The following is an 18443-nucleotide window of genomic DNA, read 5'->3' on the forward strand; positions in this document are numbered from 1 at the left end:
TCTTGGAGATATTAATATAATCATGACAAACTTTTTAAATTATTTTTTACACAAATTTGATCCTGATAACTTTACTCTTGTTATGACCATACTTGTGAAGAATGAAGCAGATATTATTGAGGCAAATATTCGTACACATGCTGCATTAGGTGTTGATGCTTTTGTAGTCATGGACAATGACTCTACAGATGGGACAAGAGAGATACTGGTTAAGTTACAAAACGAGTTTGAGATTCTACTTATTGATGAAAAAGGTCAGTATAACCAGGCAAAGTGGATGAAACAACTAGCCCATATTGCTAAAAATAATTTGAAAGCTGATTGGGTCATCAATAACGATGCAGATGAGTTTTGGTTGCCTGCAAATGATATGAATCTAAAAGAAAACCTTGCGTTCAAAGGTTCTGTGCTTACCGTGAACAGATATAATATGATACTTGATGAAGCGTGTCACGATGGCAATTTTTTTGCTTCGACCCACTACGTAGAGAATCCTGTTTTTTATACAAAAACAACACAGCTCCATATAGAAAAAATCTCTATGGTACTTACCAAAATAGGCCCAAAAACCATTGTCAACCCTAATGGGCTGATAGGGATAAGAGGAGGTAACCATAAAGCTTGGCATTTAGCTAATACCCATGAATATCTTTTCAAAAAATATGACCAGATCAAAAAGTTTGATGCAATCAATGTCTATCACTACCCCTTCAGGTCCTATGAGCAATTTGAGAAAAATATCAAAAACCGAAAACTTCTGTTAGAGTCCAAAAAGCATATACGTATGGGACCACACTACAGAAGATGGGTCAAACTTTATAATGAAGGTAAACTCGAAGAGGAATTTCATGAAAGGCTATGTTTTAAAAATACGGAGATAGAGGTTTTGAAAAAATACGGTATTTTAACCGAAGACAATACAATACAGAAAGCTATCAAACAATAAAATATAACTTTTTATGGAGAATAGCCATCCTTAATGATCTACAAAAGGATGGCAGATGCATTCTAAAATTTAGCGGACGATCTGCTCTTTTGGAATCGTATTTCTTCTTACCATACCGATACGCTCTAAAAGTGTGATCTCTTCAGGAGAGAATAAAAAACTTTTATACTCTTCTTCCAGTTTTCCCTCTCTAAATATCTTCGCAAACCTTCTATAATCAGGCCCCATTCTAACATCCGGTACTGTTTCCAAGATCTTGGTTCGGTTTTCAATCATACTTTCAAACTGTGCATAACTTCTTATAGGATAATGATAAATATGAATATCATTACTCTCTTGTTTTTTCCAGTATGCTATATGTTCGGCAGTATGGTTTCCGAAGTTCACCTTAATAAGCCCATTAGGATTTGTGATGACTTTAGGAAATGCGGGAGTAAGAACATAAGAGTAGTGCGTTTCATCAGGAATCATATGTTTTACCGTACCTATAACTTCCAATTCTGAATTTAAGAAATCATTTTCATCCGTAAAAGAGTTCACAGTAGGAAGCATATTGGTTCGTTTGACTCTGATAACCCCGCCTTTAAATGCTAGATATTCTTTTAAATCTCTGTGATTATTCGGGATCCAAAACTCATCAGCGTCATTATTTATGATCCAGTCAGCCTGATAGTTTTGTTTAGCCAAAACAGCAAGTTGATTTCTCCATTTCTTATGTCGAAACTCTTTGCTTGGTTCATCAACCAGTGTCATTGTTACTTGATCTTTCAATTCTTCAAGAATCTCACGTGTGCCATCTGTCGAGCCATTGTCCATGACTACAAAAGCATCTACACCATACTTTGCATGTGTTAAAATGTTGGCCTTGATGATATCTGCTTCGTTCTTGACCACAAGGGTCATTACAAGATTGAATTTTTTTGGATTAAAACGATGTGTAAAATAACTTAAAGGGTTTTGCATAAAGGTTCTGCCATTTTTTTGAAAAAATTATAACATAATGATTAGATATTTCTCAGTGTTAAAGCCATAAGAGTCATGTCTAGAGGTCAACACTTTTACTTTAATACGCTATAATCACGATATATTTACTCCTCTATCTATTCTTAAGGATATCATTGTGATAGGAATCGTCGATTATCATATGGGAAACTTGGCTTCAGTCATAAACGCTTTTAAAAGTGTAGGTGCTGAGATCGAATTACAGAGTGATCCTTCAAAGCTGGATCAATATGACAAACTCATCTTACCTGGTGTCGGTGCATTTGGTGATGCAATGGAACACCTCAAGCAAAATGGTATGGATAAAGCGGTCAAAGCTTTTGCTGCTTCAGGTAAACCATTGATGGGTATATGTCTAGGAATGCAACTGTTATTTGAAAGCTCTGAAGAGTTTGGTTCTACTGAAGGGCTTGGTCTTATTCCCGGTAAAGTAGTTGCTTTTAATGAAGCTGAGTTTGATCACCCGCACAAAGTACCGCATATGGGGTGGAATGAACTTTTTGTACAAAGAGAGACGCCGTTATTTAACGGTCTGCCGAAAGAGTTTTATCTCTACTTCGTGCACTCTTTCCATGCAGTATGTGATGACCAATATGCCATCGGGAAAACACACTACGGATATCAGTTCGTTTCAGCAGTACAGAACGGAAACATCTTCGGTATACAGCCACACCCTGAAAAAAGCCATGAAAACGGGCTTAAGATCATAGAGAATTTTACAAAACTATAGGAAACATAATGACAATACTTCCAGCAATTGACCTCAAAGACGGCAAAGCAGTAAGACTCAGCAAAGGACTGATGGATTCTGCAAAAATCTACTCAGATGAACCTTGGCAGGTCGCTAAAAGATTTGAAGAACTTGGCAGCCAATGGGTACACCTTGTAGATCTTAACGGTGCCTTTGCAGGTAAGCCTGAGAACTTGGAGCAGATCAAAAAGATACGTGAAAACTGTAACCTCAAGCTAGAACTTGGTGGTGGTATCCGTGATGAAGAGACGATCAAAATGTACCTTGAACTTGGTATTGACAGACTCATCCTTGGCTCTGTTGCAGTAAAAGATCCGTCCTTTGTCAGAGAAATGGCAGCAAAGTATCCTATCGTCGTAGGTATTGATGCGATCGATGGTATGGTAGCTGTTGAGGGATGGGGAGAAGTAAGTGATATGAAAGCAACCGATCTTGCTCGTGAGTTTGCCAATGCCGGGGTTGAAGCGATTATCTGTACGGATGTAGGACGTGACGGGATGATGACAGGGGTAAATATCGATTTCACTCTGGCTATCAAAGAGGCTTCAGGAGTAGAGACCATCGCAAGTGGAGGACTCAAAGACATGAATGACATCAATGCCCTTATCGAAGCAGGGATTGACGGAACTATCGTGGGAAAAGCTTTTTATGAAGGTACCCTTGACCTGGAAGAAGCATTTCAAGCGACAAGAGGCGCATAATGAAAAAAACATATAATGAACTAACTATCACACTCGATGATGACTATGTAGAGTTGATCGCTGACTTTATTGCCAACCTGATTGATGATGCTGTAGAGTTGGGAATAGGAAATATTATTGTTCGTTCTGAGAATGATTTAACTTCGGTTAAAGATGCTTTGGCAGCATTCGAAGGCATTGAGATGAGCTTTAAACTAGAAGAAAAAGAAAATAAAGACTGGATCAAGGCTTATCAGGATTCAGTACAGCCGATCGAAGCCGGAAAATTCTATATCTTCCCTAGCTGGTATGAACCAAAAGAAGAACTGATCAATATCAAGATCGATCCAGCACTTGCTTTTGGTTCAGGGCATCATGCGACGACATTCTCTTGTCTCCAAGCTATTTCCGAATTTGTAAAAGCTGAAGACAGGGTCGTTGATGTAGGGTGTGGTTCAGGGATTTTGGGCCTTGCTGCAAAAAAGCTCGGTGCCACAGTAGAGTTATGTGATACAGATCCCATTTCAGTTAAAAGTACACAAGAGAACTTTGCATTAAATGAGGAAGCTTATGATAAACTTTGGGAAGGTTCGATCAATCAAGCTGATGGCTGTTATGATGTGGTAATCGCTAATATCATTGCTGATGTCCTCAAGTTTATCGCGAAGGATCTCAAAAAAGCGACCAAAGAGAACGGATATTTGATCCTTTCAGGTATTTTAGATAAAAAAGAGAAAAATCTTCTTGGTTCATTCCAGGAACTTACTTTAATTAAACGTATAGAAAAAGATGAATGGGTAACCCTAGTCTATAAGAAGGAAACGAATGGCTAATCCAAACCAGAATAACGATAACAACAAAAACAATAATTTTTTTAATAATAACCCTCTTCTAGCATTTGCGATATTCTCCATCGTGGTTATTATGATCTTCAAGGTCATGGTAGGTGACGGTGGCAGCGAAGGGCTTGGGAGTATGCTTGGTGGTCAACAAGTAACACAAAATAAACATGTAACCTACTCTGAAATCAAAAAAGAGATCAAAGAAGGCAAAGTTGAAAGTGTTAAACTGGCTTCTAGCTCTATTGAAGCGATAGTAATCAATCAAAATGGAACAAAGACCCGATACAGTGCAAGTAATGTCCCGGCTTTAGATAGAGATCTCATCCCTTTGCTTGAAGAGAAAGGTATCAAATATGAAGGTGTGATCGGAAATGGTTTCTTTGCAGAGATGTTTAGTATGCTTTTGCCTATCATCATCTTTTTTGCTATCTGGATCTTCCTGGCTCGTAGAATGTCCAAAGGTATGGGAGGAGGCATTTTAGGTGCAGGAAAAGCCGACAAGCTGATCAACTCTGAAAAACCAAATACCAAATTTGATGATGTACAAGGTGTGGAAGAAGCAAAAGACGAAGTAAAAGAGATCGTTGACTTTCTTAAATACCCTGAACGCTATATCCAGCTTGGAGCTAAGATCCCTAAAGGATTATTGCTTGTGGGACCTCCTGGTACAGGTAAGACACTTCTGGCAAAAGCTGTAGCTGGTGAGGCAGAAGTACCGTTCTTCTCTGTAAGTGGATCTGCATTTATCGAAATGTTCGTAGGTGTAGGTGCCAGCCGTGTCCGTGATCTTTTTGCTCAAGCGAAAAAGGAAGCACCGTCAATCATCTTTATTGATGAGATCGATGCCATCGGTAAATCTCGTGCAAGCGGTGGACAAATGGGTGGCAATGACGAACGTGAACAGACACTCAACCAATTGCTTGCAGAGATGGATGGATTTGGTACCGATACACCGGTGATTGTTCTTGCTGCAACAAACAGACCTGAAACATTGGATGCGGCACTTTTAAGGGCTGGTCGTTTTGACAGACAGGTACTTGTAGACAAACCTGATTTTGAAGGACGTCTTGCTATTCTTAAAGTGCACTCAAAAGATGTCAAACTTTCACCGGATGTTGACTTGGAAATCGTGGCAAAACAGACAGCAGGTTTGGCCGGGGCAGATCTGGCCAATATCATCAACGAGGCTGCATTGCTTGCTGGACGTAACAACAAGAAAATGATCGAACAATCCGATCTTCTAGAGGCCATAGAAAGAGCTTTCGTGGGACTTGAGAAGAAAAACAGAAAAGTTTCTGATATGGAGAAAAGGATCGTTGCTTACCATGAAAGCGGTCATGCCCTTATGGCAGAGCTTACCAAAGGTGCAACCCGTGTTACCAAAGTATCTATAGTTCCTAGAGGACTTGGAGCATTAGGATATACACTTCACCTTCCAAGTGAAGAAGATAGATTCCTCAAACAAAAGCATGAACTGCTTGCTGAGATCGATGTACTCTTGGGAGGCCGTGCTGCAGAAGAAGTATTTATAGGAGAGATCAGTACCGGTGCAGGGAATGACCTTGACCGTGCTACAATGATCATCAAAGATATGATCACTGTATATGGTATGAGTGATGTTGCAGGACTTATGGTTCTTAAAAGAAGTGAACATAGCTTCCTAGGTGGAGCAGGAGCGATCACTGAGTACAGCGAAAAGATGTCTGAAGCGATCGATGCACATATTAAATCAACGCTGGAAGAACATTATGAGTACGTAAAACAAACCCTTCGTGACTATAAAGGTGCAATAGAAAAGATGACTGCTGAACTGCTAGAGGTAGAGGTAATCGAAGGTACCACGGTACAGAAGATCATTGATGAATATGAAAAAGAGCACAATATGTCAAGCCGCCTTGTACATAAACCAAAAGAAGAAGCATCTCAGGATACTTCAACAGAGCAAGATATTGAGGATACAGAAAAGTAAAGGATAAAAACTATCCTTGACTTTTTGTTTTAAACCCATTATAATTTGTCAAAAAAGGAGTGTATTATGAAAAAAATCATAGAACAAAACAAAATTTTCAAACAAGATAGTACTCTCCTGCTGCTCTCACTCTAATATTTTCCACCAACACATTTCATTTTAGCGTTTCTAATTAACCACAAATTCGGTAAAATTAGACAACTTTTACACATATACTGTTTGGAAAGTAAAATATCTTCAAACATTTATGTTTTAACTATCTAAGGTAATTAAAATGAGTAAAGAAATTATCAAAATATTTGATACCACATTAAGAGATGGGGAACAGAGTCCCGGTGCATCAATGAACACTGAAGAAAAGATCCAAATCGCAGCACAATTGGAGCGTTTGGGTGTAGATATCATTGAAGCAGGATTTGCAGCGGCAAGTCCGGGAGACTTTGATGCGGTCAGTAAAATCGCGCAACGTGTACAAAATTCAACAATTTGTTCTTTGGCACGTGCTATAGATGCTGATATCAAGGCAGCAGGTGAAGCGATCGCTGCAGCAAAAATGAAACGTATCCATACCTTTATTGCAACCAGTCCCATCCATATGCAGTACAAGCTTAAGATGAACCCTGATGAAGTGATCAGACGTGCTGTTAGAGCAGTAGAGTATGCAAGAGAGTTTGTAGATGATGTAGAATTCAGCTGTGAGGATGCAGGACGCTCAGATATCGGATTTATGAAAGAGATCACAGATGCTGTCATCAATGCCGGTGCAAGTACTATCAACTTACCGGATACTGTAGGATTCAGACTTCCAAACGAGATCGGTGCTATGGTGAAAGAGATGAGCGAATACACAAAAGGTCGTGCGATTATTTCTGTTCACAACCATAATGACTTGGGATTAGGTGTGGCTAACTCATTGGAAGCGATTGCAAACGGTGCGAGACAAGTAGAGTGTACGATCAATGGCTTGGGTGAGAGAGCAGGAAATGCCGCACTTGAAGAGATCGTTATGGCACTTAAAACACGTCATGACATCTTCAAAGACTATGATACCAATATCAATACAAAAGAGATCTATCCTACCAGTCGCTTGATCGCAAACATTACTGGCATCGAACCTCAGCCAAACAAGGCTATTGTCGGTAAAAATGCTTTTGCACATGAGAGTGGTATCCACCAGGATGGTGTATTGAAACACAAAGAGACCTATGAGATCATCCGTCCTGAAGATATCGGTTTGGATATGGAAGATACCTTGGTATTGGGTAAACACTCTGGACGTGCAGCGTTTAAAGACAAGTTGGCAAAACTTGGCTTTACATTGAGCGATGATGAGCTTAACAGTGCATTTGAGCGTTTTAAAGAGTTGGCAGATAAGAAGAAAGATATCTATGATGATGATATCCGTGCATTGATCACTTCTGAGATGACCAATATCGAAAAAGCATACGAGTTGGTCGCTATGCAGCTTATGGATTCTACCGGCGGTGTTCCAAGTGCAGCTGTAACGATAAGACATAATGGTGAGGATATCACTGATGCAGGGATCGGTGATGGAACAATTGATGCGGTATTTAAAACGATTGACCGTATCACAGGGTACCAGGGGCAACTTATTGATTATAAAGTAAAGTCAGTAACACAAGGTAAAGATGCCTTGGCTAATGTTACGGTAAAAGTAACCTTCAATGAAAATGAGCCGGCGATCATAGGACACGGTTTAAGCTTGGATACGATGCTTGCAAGTGCAAGGGCTTACATCGGTGCATTGAACAGCTATTTGAGTATGGAAGGAATGCTAAAGCTACGTCATACAGATAGTACTGAAACGATTTAAACGGATACTTTAAAGCGCTACAAAGTGTAGCGCTTTTATACTTCGGGGATCAAAAGATCCATCTTTATTTTCATAAAAACAGACCCCTTCATTTGAAATTACATATACCTCTGTAGTACAGCAGGGATTGTGATGCTGCCATCTTCATTTTTATATTTACGCTACCTCCCTTTCTGGTATGAAACTTTACCAAATTAATAAATATTGATACATTATTTATTTAAATATAATTATATTTTATTATTATATTTTCAAATGATACATAAAGTTACAATTAAGATATTTTAAAAAAAATACAAATAAAGTGATAGAAACATTAAATTGAACTGAATATTATAGGAAGTATTTTAAATACATATTTCATAATAAAGGGAAGGAATGACAACTATAATAAGTATCTATGCTATTGTATTCCTAGCATATTTTTTTATATGTTTCTTGGTTGCGAGTTATGCTAAAAAGAAGGGGAGAAGTTTTCTTGTATTCTTCTTGCTTTCAATGTTTCTGACTCCATTTTGGGGTTTTATAATCGCTTTGGTAGTTCCAAATGAAAGAAAAGCACAACAACAACATGAAGAGTTAGTGAAGGCAATGGCAAATAACTCAATGAATCAGTAAAATTACTGTTTTTATTTAAAATACTTTTCGACAGAAAAAAATTTATCGTCAAAAAACAAACAACATTGGCGATATCTTAATTCAAAAGATCCAACTCTAAATAGTTGGATCTCTCTTGTACTCCCATTTATAATACACTTAAAATACACTAAACAAGATTTTCCTAATATGCCACATTATGACTAGCATACATTTTTTGTATTGAAGTATATTCTACCTCTCTTCTTACTTTTATTGTCACCAATTTCATAAATACTGAAGTTTTTTCATATTAATGATTATTATATTTTATTATTAATTTATGTATGTTTCTTTAAGTTACAATTAATATTTTTATAAAGAAACTTTAAAATATGTGATAGATATATAACTTTTACTGAATATTATAAATAGTATTTTAAATGAATACATAGATAATAATTTTGAAAAAAGGGAAAAAATGTTAACTAAAAATAAAGTTATTTGTACCAGTTTGATTGCTATGTCTATTCTTATGACAGGTTGTAATCCAAGCGAGGAAGAATTAAAACAAAATGCTGCGGCAATAGCAGAAGTTGAAAATCCATCTGAAGAGTTACAACTATCTGCTTTAAATGCCAGATGTGATTCATTTCAACATATAAAAAATCCAGCTGAAAAAGTTCAGTTATTGGCAATTGAGAAATGTTATGGAGGACAAGTTCTTACGTCGATAAAAAATCCTACTGAAAAAGTTCAATTAGCTGCAATTAAACAAAATTCTAACAGTATTCAATACATAGAAAACCCATCTGAAAATATTCAATTAGCTGCAATTGAACAAGATTATAGAAATATTCAATATATAAAAAATCCAACTGAAAAAGTTCAGTTAATTGTTATTGAAAAAACTCCTTCATATGACAGAATTCCAGAGATAAAAAACCCTACAGAAAATGTTCAATTAGCTCTCATTAAAAGGGATCCTTATCGTATTACAAAAATAAAAAACCCAACTGAAAAAGTTCAATTAGCTCTAGTTACAAGCAAGCCTTCATATATTCAATATATAGAAAATCCTACTGAAAAAGTTCAGTTAGCTGCTATTGAAAAAAATCTTTCAATTTACGATTTTGAAAAGATAAAAAATCCATCTGAAAAAGCTCAAGTAGCTATGATTGAAAAAGATCCTTACAATATTAGAAATATAAAAAATCCATCTGAAAAAGCTCAAGTAGCTGCTTTTGATAAAAAGCCTGAGCTTATTAAGTATATGGAAAATCCTACAGAAGAACAACAATTAAGAGCCATTAATGAAGATAGTTACAATATTCAGTATATAAAAAACCCTACAGAAAAAGTTCAATTAGCTGTAATTAAACAAGATAATAAATATCATAAACATATTAAACTTATAAAAAATCCTACAGAAAAAGTTCAGTTGTTCATGATTATGAGAGATCCTCGTTATATTACAGAGGTAAAAAATCCTTCTGAAAAATTAAGTTTAGCTGCTTTTGCAAGTAATAAAGAATATATTAAATATATAAAAAACCCTACAGAAGAACAACAATTAGAAGCTATTAATAAACATGCTTATTATATTCAATATATAGAAAATCCCACAGAAAAAGTTCAATTAATGGCGCTTAAAAAAAAGGCCTACAATATTCAATATATAAAACATCCAACTGAAGAACTTCAACTACTTGCGATTAATAAAGATCCTGAAAATATTAAATATATAGAAAATCCTACTGAAAAAGTTCAATTAATGGCGCTTAATAAATATTCTTCATATTTTCGCCTATGTCCAATTAAGATGAAAAATCCTACAGAAAAAGTTCAGTTAGCTGCAATGGAAAAAAGTCCTAAATATATTCGAGTTTTCAAGAATCCTACAGAAAAAGTTCAATTAATGGCAATTGAAAAAGATCCTGTAAATATTAAATATATAGAAAATCCTACAGAAAAAGTTCAATTAGCTGCAATTGAAAAAGATAAAAAAGTATATACATTAATAAAAAATGCCACCGAAAAGGTTGACAATTTTATGTTAGGTATGTAATTTAAGACAAAAAATTGTGAAAGCAAATAGGCAGTTCAATCTGCCTATTTATAGCTATTTAGTAAAAATACTCACAAAAGTAATGACAAATAGAACCTACATATACTTTTGAAGAACAGTAGGTATAGTGATAGTCCCGTCTTCGTTTTGATAATTCTCCATAATAGCAATTAGCGTACGTCCTACCGCGAGTGCTGAGCCATTCAATGTATGGACAAATCTATTTTGTTTACCATCTTTAAAGCGTATCTTTGCACGTCTTGCCTGGAAGTCTCTTGTATTAGAGATAGACGATATCTCACGATATTTGTTTTGTCCCGGGAGCCAAACTTCCAGATCTATAGTCTTTGCTGCACTAAACCCAAGGTCTCCTCCGCAAAGTTCTACTACTCTATGTGGTAAACCTAGTGCTGTGAGTATATCAGAAGCATTTTGTACCATCATATCAAAGACTTCATCACTCTTATCAGGATGTGCGATCGCTACCATCTCTACTTTGTCAAACTGATGCTGGCGAATCATACCACGTGTATCACGCCCCGCACTACCTGCTTCTTTTCTAAAACAAGGAGTATAACCTGTCATAAGTACAGGCAACTCTTTTTCACTTAGGATTTCATCATGATACATATTGGTCAGCGGTACTTCTGCAGTCGGGATAAGATAAAGTTCTTCATCCTCTACCTTAAAGAGATCATCACCAAACTTTGGCAGCTGCCCTGTTCCTTGAAGCATTGCAGCATTATTCAAGAACGGTACACAAAGCTCTTCAAAACCTTTTGCTTGATTCGTATCCAAAAAGAAGTTAATCAGTGCTCTTTCCAGCCTTGCAGCATCACCGCGGAGTACAGAAAAACGGCTTTTAGCAAGTTTCACACCACGTTCAAAATCGATCCATCCGTTCTTCTCTGCCAAATCCCAATGTTCTTTTGGTTCAAAGTCAAAACTTTTAGGTTCAAGCACACGTCTTAGCTCTATGTTATCATCTTCATCTGCACCTTCAGGTACGCTTTCATCCGGGAAATTAGGGATTGCCAATGCGACAGTATAAAGTGCTTCTTCAGCTTCTCTTGCCTTCTCCTGGAGTTCTGCTATTACTTCTTTGTTTGCATCTACTTTAGCCTTCAATTCAGTAATGTCTTTACCTTCTTGTTTATACTGTCCAAAGAGCTTAGACATACTGTTCTGCTCTGCTCTTGCATTCTCAAAAGCAGCATTTGCCTCTTTTAACTGAACAAAAAGTGATTGTAGGTTTTCAAGAGTTTCACTCTCTACACCTTTTTTTTGAAGCTTAGTACTCGCTTCTTCAAAGTTATTTTGGAGATATTTAAGGTCAATCATGATTACACCTATATAAAAGTTATATTGTTAAATGGAATTATAGTAGAAAATTAAAAAAGTGGGGTTAATCACTATAAGCTCGTATTGAGCTTATAGTAATGTTTTAAAACTCATCAGAGACCATGATATCTGTAATGTTGAATGTACAGTCCTGAGCTCCGGCTTCTATATAGAAAGTAATGTATGAGGTACCATCTGATGTAGCACCGTTGTTACATGTTCTTGCATCATAAGTATTACTTGTAGCTACAGGAATATAAGAACATGTACTGCCGCCTTTTACTGCCCACGAGAAATGTGCATTTCTATATCTCTCTGGTGCATTTTCATGCCAAATAATAAATGTAGCATATCCAGAATTACCAGCTTTCAGACTGTATCCATCTAGTGGAGAAGTTACTAATCCATTTCCTCTAAGTGTATGTTTAGTAGCCTCACCTATACGTGTCTGTTCACCTGTATCAGGCTGAATTCCATCCAGGTTTACCCAGATCATTGCATCCTTTCCAGTCAAATGGTAGTCATATTTGTAATCAATGATTACTGTACCTTCTTCATCTAGCTGATAGGTATCCGAATCTGTTGTACCAATCCACTCACGTCCGTCTTGACGACATTGATCTTGGTAGTAGTTATGTCCGACAGCATAGAAAAGACCTGATCTATCAATACCATAATATTGATCTTGAAGTACCAAGGTGTGATTATCTGCACCAAGTGCTACATCCCATTTACCCATCGCCTCATAATTCTTACCTTCACCAAAGACTACGAGTTTATCAGTATTGTTACCTTCTGCATTAATATATTGGAATACATCTGTTCTGGCAGCAGTCAGGTCTTCAAACGAAGTTGTAGAAGGGTCACTGTCTCCTCCATTCAATATCTCACCAAAAGCATTATTGGCATCAATATCTGCCTTACCATAGAACAGTCTTCTAGTTTCATTGGTTTCAGTAGAACTAATTTCACCACCGTCAACTGTATATCCTACAATCGCACCTAACGTAATATTAGGTCTTGTATTCACTCTATTACCATACTCATCTGTTACAGAGATTGCTAGTCGTTCTATATATTTTGCTCTGTCAGCATCCTGTAAAGTACCTACATATGAGATACTGATCGCAGATGGAGGTCCTGAGAATACTCTTACATTGACAATAGTTGACAGGTTTTGTACAACACCATTTATATCAGTAAAGGTCATAGTTACTTCTAAAGGAACTAGTCCTGACTTATCTTTAGATACCAAAATAAATGCACTGTTATTGACTGGGTTCAATGATAAGCTATCCACTAACGTGCTTGTATTTGTATCGAACAACTGTGCAATCGTACCATTTGTAGTAGTAACCGTGATATTGGTAATATTCTCAGTTGTTAATGCAACAACATTACCCGATGCATCTTTTGCTTTCAAGAGTACATTAAATGTTTTCTCTTTATCAGGGATACCCATACTAAAGTCATTACTGGTAATTACATCCAATTCATAGTTTCTAGATACATATGGATCGGCCGGAAGACTATACTCTACAATCCAATCTTGTTTATCTTGCGTATTCTCTACATGATAGAACTTAAATATACTTCCATTATCATCATTGCTGATAAGTGCCTGCAGGTTACTTGGACCTGTATAAGTAAAGGTCGCTATACCAAGATCATCTACAAGAACCTCATAGGCATCAAACTGTCCTACATCAACACCATCTAGTACTTTTGCAGGAAGTTCAACTTTGACACTCCCCTGAGTATATGGTGTAATATCTTTGTAGACTCTCAAAGCCAGTTCTACTGTCATAGAGTTACTATTTAGAGTAACAACCCTTTGTTCTAATGGGATAACTACAATCGGTAATGTCGTATCGTTAACTATAGTAGTTGTTGTTTCATTAAATGTAACTGTAAGGTTTGTCTCTAAATGCGTAGTATCTTCATCAAAATGTATTGTCATAGCAAAGGTAGTACCGTTAACCTCGCTAAGAGTATCTGGCGCCATATAGGTAAATACTGCATAACCCAAAGAATCTGTTAGAACCGTATAACCACTGATAATAGTACCGTTACCTTCAGCAAATCCATTCATCGTTACCGTTTTACCCGCGATAGGTACACCGTTGTAAAGTAACTGAGCTTTTAAGTCTTTCTTTTCACTCGCATGATTGATTTCAATATTTGAAACATTAATAAATTCATATTGACTTACACCTGTGCTAGAAAAGTTCACAGTCACTGTCTTCTCTAGTGCCGGTACTCCGCCTTTCACTTCGAATGTGATCACCAAAGGAAGTGCAGGAAGGCTATTCGGTGCAGTGTAGACAAACGGTGCATGTCCGTTACTGTCTGTTTTAACCTCATACGTACTTAATGTACCGTTTGTCTGGTCAAATACCTGTGCCTTGATCACGGTATTTGGTACCGGACTCAAGGTTAAAGTGTTATTCAGATAGAGATCAATGTTTGCACTCTCTCCACCAGTTGAGATATCCACTATTTCAGGTACAGCAACTAGTTGATAGTTGGTCGTATTGATATCTGTTCCAACACTTGTACTACCATTAAAGTTCACCGTCACATCTTTCTCTAGTGCAGGTACTCCGCCTTTCACTTCAAATGTGATCACCAAAGAGCTTGCAGGAAGGCTGTTCGGTGCAGTATAGACAAACGGTGCATGTCCGTTACTGTCCGTAGTCACTTCATATGTATTCAATGTACCGTTTGTCTGGTCAAATACCTGCGCCTTGATCACGGTATTTGGTACAGGAACAAGGTTAGCCATATCATTGAGATACAGATCAATGTTTGAACTGTCTCCACCTGCTGCGATATCTATAACATCAGGTACAGCAACCAATTGGTAGTTAGTCGTATTGACATCTGTTCCAGTTGTCGTACCACCGCTAAAGTTAATAGTGACGTCTTTCTCGAGTGCCGGCACTCCGCCTTTCACTTCGAATGTGATCACCAAAGGACCTGCAGGAAGGCTGTTCGGTGCAGTATAGACAAACGGTGCATGTCCGTTACTGTCCGTAGTCACTTCATATGTATTCAATGTACCGTTTGTCTGGTCAAATATTTGTGCCTTGATCACGGTATTTGGTACTGCAGAAAGATTAGCCATATCATTGAGATACAGATCTATATTTGCACTCTCTCCGCCTGCTGCGATATCTATAACATCCGGTACGGCAACCAATTGGTAGTTAGTCGTATTGACATCTGTCCCGCTCGTTGTACTGCCGTTAAAGCTAATTGTCACATCTTTCTCTAGTGCAGGTACTCCGCCTTTCACTTCAAATGTGATCACCAAAGAGCTTGCAGGAAGGCTGTTCGGTGCAGTATAGACAAACGGTGCATGTCCGTTACTGTCCGTAGTCACTTCATATGTATTCAATGTACCGTTTGTCTGGTCAAATATTTGTGCCTTGATCACGGTATTTGGTACTGCAGAAAGATTAGCCATATCATTGAGATACAGATCTATATTTGCACTCTCTCCGCCTGCTGCGATATCTATAACATCCGGTACGGCAACCAATTGGTAGTTAGTCGTATTGACATCTGTCCCGCTCGTTGTACTGCCGTTAAAGCTAATTGTCACATCTTTCTCTAGTGCAGGTACTCCGCCTTTCACTTCAAATGTGATCACCAAAGAGCTTGCAGGAAGGCTGTTCGGTGCAGTATAGACAAACGGTGCATGTCCGTTACTGTCCGTAGTCACTTCATATGTATTCAATGTACCGTTTGTCTGGTCAAATATTTGTGCCTTGATCACGGTATTTGGTACTGCAGAAAGATTAGCCATATCATTGAGATACAGATCTATATTTGCACTCTCTCCGCCTGCTGCGATATCTATAACATCCGGTACGGCAACCAATTGGTAGTTAGTCGTATTGACATCTGTCCCGCTCGTTGTACTGCCGTTAAAGCTAATTGTCACATCTTTCTCTAGTGCAGGTACTCCGCCTTTCACTTCAAATGTGATCACCAAAGAGCTTGCAGGAAGGCTGTTCGGTGCAGTATAGACAAACGGTGCATGTCCGTTACTGTCCGTAGTCACTTCATACGTATTCAATGTACCGCTTGTCTGGTCAAATACCTGTGCCTTGATCACGGTATTTGATACCGGAACAAGATTAGCCATATCATTGAGATAAAGATCAATGTTTGCACTCTCTCCGCCTGTTGCGATATCTACAACATCCGGTACGGCAACCAATTGGTAGTTAGTCGTATTGATATCTGTTCCTGTAGTCGTACTTCCGTTAAAACTAATTGTTACATTCTTCTCGAGTACTGGTACACTACCCTCTAATTGAAATGTAATAACTAGCGAAGCACTTGGCAGTGCAGTCTCAGGAGCAGTATATTCAAACCCGACATAACCATTTATGTCAGTCGTCAAAGAATAACTAGCTAATGTTCCAAAATTTTGATCAAAAACATTTGCTTTTATTACCCCACCTTCAACCGGTTGAAGTGCAACATTATCATTAAGATATAACTTTAATGTTTTTTTCTCACCTACTGTACTGATATCTATGACATCCGGTACAGCCACTAAACTATAATTAGCTGCAGTGCCTCCGGTACCACCTGATGTACCATCTGGCTTGCTGTTACTTCCACACCCTGTCAATACGAGACTGAGTAGAAAAGTAAATATGACTAATATATTTTTCATCATAATAAATCCTTCCCCTTATTAGTAAAAGTAATTGAATCCTACAACTACACTCTCTACATGATCTGTCTGGTCAGCATTTGTAAAAGAATATCTGTACATCACATCAAAATCTACGTGCTGCGTCACTCCCACAATAAACCCTGCTTGACCACCATACAAGAATCCATTCTCATCAATATATGTAGATTCATAGTTCATATATCCTACATTCAGTCCAATAAAAGGACGGAAAGAAAATGTTTCAGATTCAGCATTCATCAAGTAATAATCTAGCTCAAGAAGACCTTTTTCATAGTTTTGATCATCTTCAGAACTATCAAAGTAGTCAAAAACCAACATTGTTCTCCAGGAATCATTTTGAGCACCAAGACGGAAACCAAATTCTACATCATCCCCTTTATGATCTAATCCTGCTAATGTATCTGCCTGGATCTTAGCTGCTCCAACTTCCAAACCTATGAATTTTTCTGATTCAGTTAGTTCTGATGCATTTAATGTACTACCTAACACCAAACATGATAAAGCAATTGCTACCTTTTTAACCATCGTAAACTCCTTGTAAATGTAAGATATACATTACTAAATGTAATGCCCTTGTCTACAAGGATAGCATATTTTTATATTTTTTAAGATTAATTTATAGTTTTTTTATAGAATTATTGAATAGCCAGATAATTCAGTTAAATCATTATCTATAATATATGAACGTTTCTAAAGTTAAATGAAATACTGATTAATGATAAAAAATATAAAACAAAGGATATTAATCTTAAATATTAGGGTGGTCCCACCATTAGTTATACTACTTTGAGATTTAAGAATTGGACAGTTTTGAAAAATGAAAACTTTTTATATAGATGTTTTATACGAAAGTTAATTTTATTCTTGATTGATAAAAGATTAAAAGTGGTGTCAAGAGAGGGACTTGAACCCTCGACCTCCGGCTTATGAGACCAGCGCTCTAACCAGCTGAGCTACCTTGACATCTTGTTGGAGGTCGAAATTATAGCTATGGTTACCTTAAGAAATCTTTAAAAAAATAAAAACCTAAAGATTTAATAATTTTTCAACTTTTTCATAGTCAAACCCGCAAACCCATTGTGTACCAATCAGGTAAACCGGTACACCTCGACAACCATGTTTTTGACAATCTTTCGCAGCTTTTTGATCTTTGGTAATATCTATTGTTTTGAACTTTATTCCATTATCTCTCAAATGTTTCTTAGCCGTTGTACACCATTTACAGGTAGGTGTAGTAAATAGCACAACCTTCTTTTGCTTTTTAGGGTTGGGTTGCATCATTTACTCCTTTCATCATATTATATGAATCAGAATATACCTACTCATTACTTAAATTACCATAACAGTATCAAAAACTTTTAGTCAAACTGACTAAAGTTATTGACAATAAAAGAATATTTATGTAAAATCGCAAACATAAATTTATATGTAAAGGAGTAATAATGAATTTTAAACCACTTGGTGATAGACTACTTGTAGAACGCCGTGAAGAAGCTACTACAACAGCATCAGGAATCATTATTCCTGACAATGCAAAAGATAAACCTTCACAAGGTACTGTTATTGCTATCGGCAATGAAGTAGAGAACATTAATGTAGGTGACACTATTGTCTTTGGTAAATATGCAGGTAGTGAAATTACACTTGACAGCAAAGTGTACTTGATCATGGAAGAATCAGACGCACTTGGTATATTGTCATAATTCTAACTAAAGCA

The 18443-nt window shown here is 37.1% G+C and carries 14 protein-coding genes and 1 tRNA gene; 9 read left to right on the forward strand and 6 right to left on the reverse strand.

The features are described from left to right. Positions 1-22: 22 nt before the first annotated feature. Entirely contained in the window at positions 23-946 is a 924-nt protein-coding gene (locus tag PGH07_RS03695) for a glycosyltransferase family 2 protein (RefSeq protein WP_289412621.1), read from the forward strand. Positions 947-1015: 69 nt separating this feature from the next. Here PGH07_RS03695 and PGH07_RS03700 read toward each other — a convergent pair whose 3' ends face one another. Beyond that, on the reverse strand, positions 1016-1909 hold the full coding sequence (locus PGH07_RS03700; protein WP_289412622.1) for a glycosyltransferase family 2 protein: 894 nt from the start codon (positions 1907-1909) through the stop codon (positions 1016-1018). A gap of 157 nt (positions 1910-2066) precedes the next feature. Between PGH07_RS03700 and hisH the strand changes: the two genes are divergently transcribed. The 7 genes from hisH to PGH07_RS03735 all read left to right on the forward strand — a co-directional run bounded on the left by hisH (position 2067) and on the right by PGH07_RS03735 (position 10668). Beyond that, positions 2067-2678, forward strand: coding sequence for an imidazole glycerol phosphate synthase subunit HisH (hisH, locus tag PGH07_RS03705; RefSeq protein ID WP_289412623.1), 612 nt, complete (start codon positions 2067-2069; stop codon positions 2676-2678). A gap of 8 nt (positions 2679-2686) precedes the next feature. Further along, on the forward strand, positions 2687-3400 hold the full coding sequence (hisA, locus tag PGH07_RS03710) for a 1-(5-phosphoribosyl)-5-[(5-phosphoribosylamino)methylideneamino]imidazole-4-carboxamide isomerase (protein WP_289412624.1): 714 nt from the start codon (positions 2687-2689) through the stop codon (positions 3398-3400). Beyond that, the gene (locus PGH07_RS03715; RefSeq protein ID WP_289412625.1) at positions 3400-4212 is read left to right on the forward strand and encodes a 50S ribosomal protein L11 methyltransferase; all 813 of its coding nucleotides are present in this window, start codon (positions 3400-3402) and stop codon (positions 4210-4212) included. The genes hisA and PGH07_RS03715 overlap by 1 nt, the downstream gene beginning before the upstream one ends. Then, a complete protein-coding gene (ftsH, locus tag PGH07_RS03720) occupies positions 4205-6190 on the forward strand; it encodes an ATP-dependent zinc metalloprotease FtsH (RefSeq protein ID WP_289412626.1) in 1986 nt (661 codons plus the stop codon). The genes PGH07_RS03715 and ftsH overlap by 8 nt, the downstream gene beginning before the upstream one ends. 274 nt (positions 6191-6464) lie before the next feature. After that, the gene (locus PGH07_RS03725; RefSeq protein WP_289412627.1) at positions 6465-8024 is read left to right on the forward strand and encodes a 2-isopropylmalate synthase; all 1560 of its coding nucleotides are present in this window, start codon (positions 6465-6467) and stop codon (positions 8022-8024) included. Positions 8025-8402: 378 nt separating this feature from the next. Then, complete coding sequence (locus tag PGH07_RS03730; protein WP_289412628.1) at positions 8403-8642, forward strand: hypothetical protein; 240 nt, start codon at positions 8403-8405, stop codon at positions 8640-8642. A 439-nt stretch (positions 8643-9081) separates the two neighbouring features. Next, positions 9082-10668: a hypothetical protein gene (locus tag PGH07_RS03735; protein WP_289412630.1), complete on the forward strand. Its 1587-nt coding sequence runs from the start codon at positions 9082-9084 to the stop codon at positions 10666-10668. A gap of 96 nt (positions 10669-10764) precedes the next feature. Here the strand turns inward: PGH07_RS03735 and serS are convergent, their stop codons facing one another. The 5 genes from serS to PGH07_RS03760 form a co-directional block, all read right to left on the reverse strand. After that, the gene (gene serS, locus PGH07_RS03740) at positions 10765-12009 is read right to left on the reverse strand and encodes a serine--tRNA ligase (RefSeq protein WP_289412631.1); all 1245 of its coding nucleotides are present in this window, start codon (positions 12007-12009) and stop codon (positions 10765-10767) included. Positions 12010-12112: 103 nt separating this feature from the next. Further along, positions 12113-16702, reverse strand: coding sequence for a hypothetical protein (locus tag PGH07_RS03745; protein WP_289412633.1), 4590 nt, complete (start codon positions 16700-16702; stop codon positions 12113-12115). A gap of 21 nt (positions 16703-16723) precedes the next feature. Continuing rightward, entirely contained in the window at positions 16724-17251 is a 528-nt protein-coding gene (locus PGH07_RS03750) for an outer membrane beta-barrel protein (protein ID WP_289412635.1), read from the reverse strand. Between the two features lie 361 nt (positions 17252-17612). Continuing rightward, a tRNA-Met gene (locus tag PGH07_RS03755) sits at positions 17613-17689 on the reverse strand. A gap of 63 nt (positions 17690-17752) precedes the next feature. Continuing rightward, a complete protein-coding gene (locus PGH07_RS03760; protein WP_289412637.1) occupies positions 17753-18004 on the reverse strand; it encodes a glutaredoxin family protein in 252 nt (83 codons plus the stop codon). 164 nt (positions 18005-18168) lie between these two features. Here PGH07_RS03760 and groES point away from each other — a divergent pair, with 164 nt between their 5' ends. Further along, positions 18169-18429, forward strand: a complete 261-nt coding sequence (gene groES / locus PGH07_RS03765; protein ID WP_289412638.1) for a co-chaperone GroES — start codon at positions 18169-18171, stop codon at positions 18427-18429. Positions 18430-18443: the final 14 nt, after the last annotated feature.

This window comes from Sulfurovum zhangzhouensis (genome assembly GCF_030347965.1).
Classification (GTDB): Bacteria; Campylobacterota; Campylobacteria; order Campylobacterales; family Sulfurovaceae; genus Sulfurovum; species Sulfurovum zhangzhouensis.